General features: G+C 33.7%; 1 protein-coding gene and 1 pseudogene. Both read left to right on the plus strand.

Annotated elements, in window-relative coordinates:
• Positions 1 to 193: 193 nt before the first annotated feature.
• A pseudogene (locus ACT8VG_RS08520) lies at positions 194 to 353 on the plus strand (glutamine-hydrolyzing GMP synthase); the annotation flags it as partial.
• 535 nt (positions 354 to 888) lie between these two features.
• A complete protein-coding gene (locus tag ACT8VG_RS08525) occupies positions 889 to 3,426 on the plus strand; it encodes a hypothetical protein (protein ID WP_444195630.1) in 2,538 nt (845 codons plus the stop codon).
• Positions 3,427 to 3,732: the final 306 nt, after the last annotated feature.

The following is a 3,732-nucleotide window of genomic DNA, read 5'->3' on the forward strand; positions in this document are numbered from 1 at the left end:
TACTTATCCATATTATTGATTTTCAAGGTTTTCTCGATGTTTTCATTGTTATGTAAGATGGTATTGTAGAGTTGTATAATTAAATTGTGGTTTTTAGTTGAATACATATAATAAAATGAACCCCTCATTAGTAGGAATTCATTTTATAATGCATTGTTTTTAAAGTGGAATAAGCAGTTCTTGCCATGCTTTTATTAAAGAACAGGTAGGAGATAAGAAGGTTCTTCTTGCACTTTCAGGAGGAGTGGATTACTTCTGTAGTTGTAGCTCTTTTAATTATAGCGATTGCTCATCAGTTGGCATGTGTCCATGTAAATCATGGTTTATTTAATAAAGGTGAAAAAAAAGATATCAAAGCACATCATAATGCAGGTGGATTATCTGAAGATATGAATTTTAAATTAGTAGAACCGGTAAGAATTCTATTTAAAGATGAAGTATGTATTGTTGATGAATAATTAGTTTGTTTACATGGTATATCCTTAGCCATTCACAGGACCTAGTCTAGGAAGTGAATCATTCATCCTGCATTCATTTATGATAATGCTAAAAAAAGCATTAAAAATCACCACTAAGTAATACTATTATATAAAAAGTAAAAGTAATTAAAGAGAAACACTAATTATGATATTTGAGTATTAGTGAAATAAAATGACGAATATTATTGATTTTAAATGAAATAGATAATCTTTTTTTATGAAAAAACTTAAGTTGAATATTGATTTTAAAACAGTAACTGGTATAAACAAAATATTTATAAGTAACTATTTGTACAAATAGGTCATTTTGTACAATTTGTGTTTTTTGCAAACGCTTTACATTCAAAAAAATTGATGATAAAATTTTGTTATACGGAATGCAAAACAATATATATTGAGGAGGGAAATTATGCATAAAAACCTATTTAAGAAATTTGGGGCAACTTTCGTAGCACTTACACTTGCATTTTCTAGTGCTTCTGCCGTAAGTGCAGCTGGAGATACTTCTGAATTTCAACCAAAGGTAACTTACAGCAAGGGTAATTATACTTTTGCTAAGTTATCTCATCCAGACAAAGCAGTATCTACACCTGATGGTATCGTTGATTACCTAGGTGGTGGAAATGTTGGTATCACTGGGGAAAATGGTGCAACAGGACAAGGCGATCAGGGACAGAGTTACGCTTGGTCTGCAGCATCTTATGGTGATTGGATGTATGTTGGTACTTGTTATGCAGCAATGGGTAATACATTAACATTAATGGATACTACTCTTGGCGATAAGTTCGACAAGGATGTTATGACTGCTGCACTTAAAGCAATGTTCAATGGAACATTCTTCTATGGACATGAAAAAGAAGATGGTACTCTAGATGAAGATTCTGATGGTATTCTTGTAAAAGTAAACGTTAAGACTGGTGAAACTAAATTATTAATGTCTCAGTCTTTAAATGGTAAAGGACCACTTTTCAGAAACGCTATGCGTTATAAGGATAAACTTTATTTCTGTGGTTCTGTACGTAATAAAGGTGCAAAATCTGGTTTACCTAGCATTTACTGCATCAATCCTAAGACAGATGATATCAAGTGTGTCTACACTGGTATAACTCCACAGGAAATAGGTGCTGCATACAAACAAGGTATCAGTACTGGTATCCGTGGTATGACAGAATTCAACGGTGAATTCATTGCGAGCTGTGTAGGTGTTGATGGACCTTATATCTTAAAGTCTAAAGACCCATCAGCAGGTCAGTCTTCATTTAAGAAGATTGCAACTAAGAAGGATTTATTTAATTATCCTGCATATCATTATACAGATAGCATCTATGGTGGTTCTATCTGGGAAATGGTGGAATTCAATAACAAGCTTTATGTTGCTTTATGTACTGGTACACCGGAAAACAAACCTGATGAACATACAATGCAGTCATTTGCGATTGTATGTGGTGAAGAAAAAGCAGACGGCTCTTGGACATGGAGACCAGTTGTAGGTGATAAAGCAGATGGAGCTAAATATACATTCGGTATCGATCCAGAACGTACACGTGCCGGTGCATGTAACATGTTAGTATACAATGATCATCTTTATATTGGTGAATATGAAGATATCGAAATCGCATTAGAAGATGTAGTATTTAAAAAGAATGTAGAATTCTTAGCTAAGAACTTAGAACAGTCTGTAAGTCTTTATCGTATGGATAAAGATGAAAACATGGAACTTGTTATGGGTGATGCAACTAAGATGTTCCCTAAAGGTGGCATTTCTGGACTTGGTTCTGGATTTGGACATCATGAAAACCAGTATATCTGGCAGTCTACTGTATTTGATGGAAAGATGTACTTTGGTACATTTGACAGCAGCAGCTTATTACAGCCTATCGGACAGTTCACAAATGGTGATTTATTAAAAATGTCTAAAGAAGAATGGAAATCACAGATGAATTATCTTAAGGTTTTCATTGAATTAGTATTAAGCAAGAACGCTGAATATCCAACTCAGCCAATTACAGTCAATGAAACTGATGGAGCTAAGGTTGATGAGGATACTGAAGAAGCTGATTTAACTGCATCTGAAAAGGTACAGAAGGCGATTGAATCTGCATCTAAGAGATATAGTGGGGCACAGGCCGCATCTGCTACATCTAATGATAATGTAGAAACTATTAAACTTACTGATGATCAGATTAATTCACTTGTAGAAGGTCTTGAAGATGGCTCTATTAAAGCAAATAGCTTAAGTGATGAAGCATCAAATAATGCTATTACTATGGTTTCAGGATTAGATCCATTATCATCTTCTTTAGATGAAAAAGCTTCTCAGGAATTCGCAGATGAATATGCTGAAGTATATGAATACTACACACAGATTTCTTCTCAGCTTCCTGAAAAATTAAAGAAATTATTTGAAGATTTCATGACAATCACTAAGAAGGATAACTTAATCGCATTTGGTAAGGTATTAAAATATCTTTCTAAAGCTCAGCGTGGATTTGATATGTATACATCAGCTGATGGTGAATCATTCACAACTATTACTACAAATGGTTTTGGTGACCCATATAACCATGGTCTACGTGCTTTCGCAACAGGTGATGATTGGATGGCTATTGGTACAGCTAACCCATTCTATGGAACACAGTTATGGAAGATGACTTCTCCAGTTAAGAAAGTTGAACCAACAAAACCAACTGAACCAGAAAAGCCAAACCCAACTGAACCAGAAAAACCAAACCCATCTGATTCAGAAAAACCAAATATTACAGTTACCCCATCTAATTCAGATAAAAAAGATACTACAACAGTAACAACTAAAACTGATGATAAGAAGGGTACAGCTAAGACTGGTGATTCAACTGATGTAACTACATCATTGGTTGCTGCAATTGGTTCACTTGCATTATTAGTTGGTTGTGCATTTGTACTTCGTAAGAAGAAAGTCAGAGCATAGTAAGTAACTATAAAAATCTAACACTCTAAATATAAGACAGCTTATTGGATTTCATCAATAGGCTGTTTTTTTATACCATGATGAATGCTGTATTAATGGGGATATGACTCTATTCGTGGAATAATTTCTTAATTTGGGAAATACATTGGAAGAATGAGTGGAATATGCAATAAAAACTATCAAGGAGCTAAAATTATGAACTACAATAATATAGATTATATACAGAAAAAATTGATTCAGCCACAAAAGATGAAATAATCACTAGATTACAGAATGCAGCTAAAGAAGATGAAGAATATTATATGG

It is taken from the genome of Catenibacterium sp., from assembly GCF_052354645.1.
GTDB classification, from domain to species: domain Bacteria; phylum Bacillota_I; class Bacilli_A; order Erysipelotrichales; family Coprobacillaceae; genus Catenibacterium; species Catenibacterium mitsuoka_A.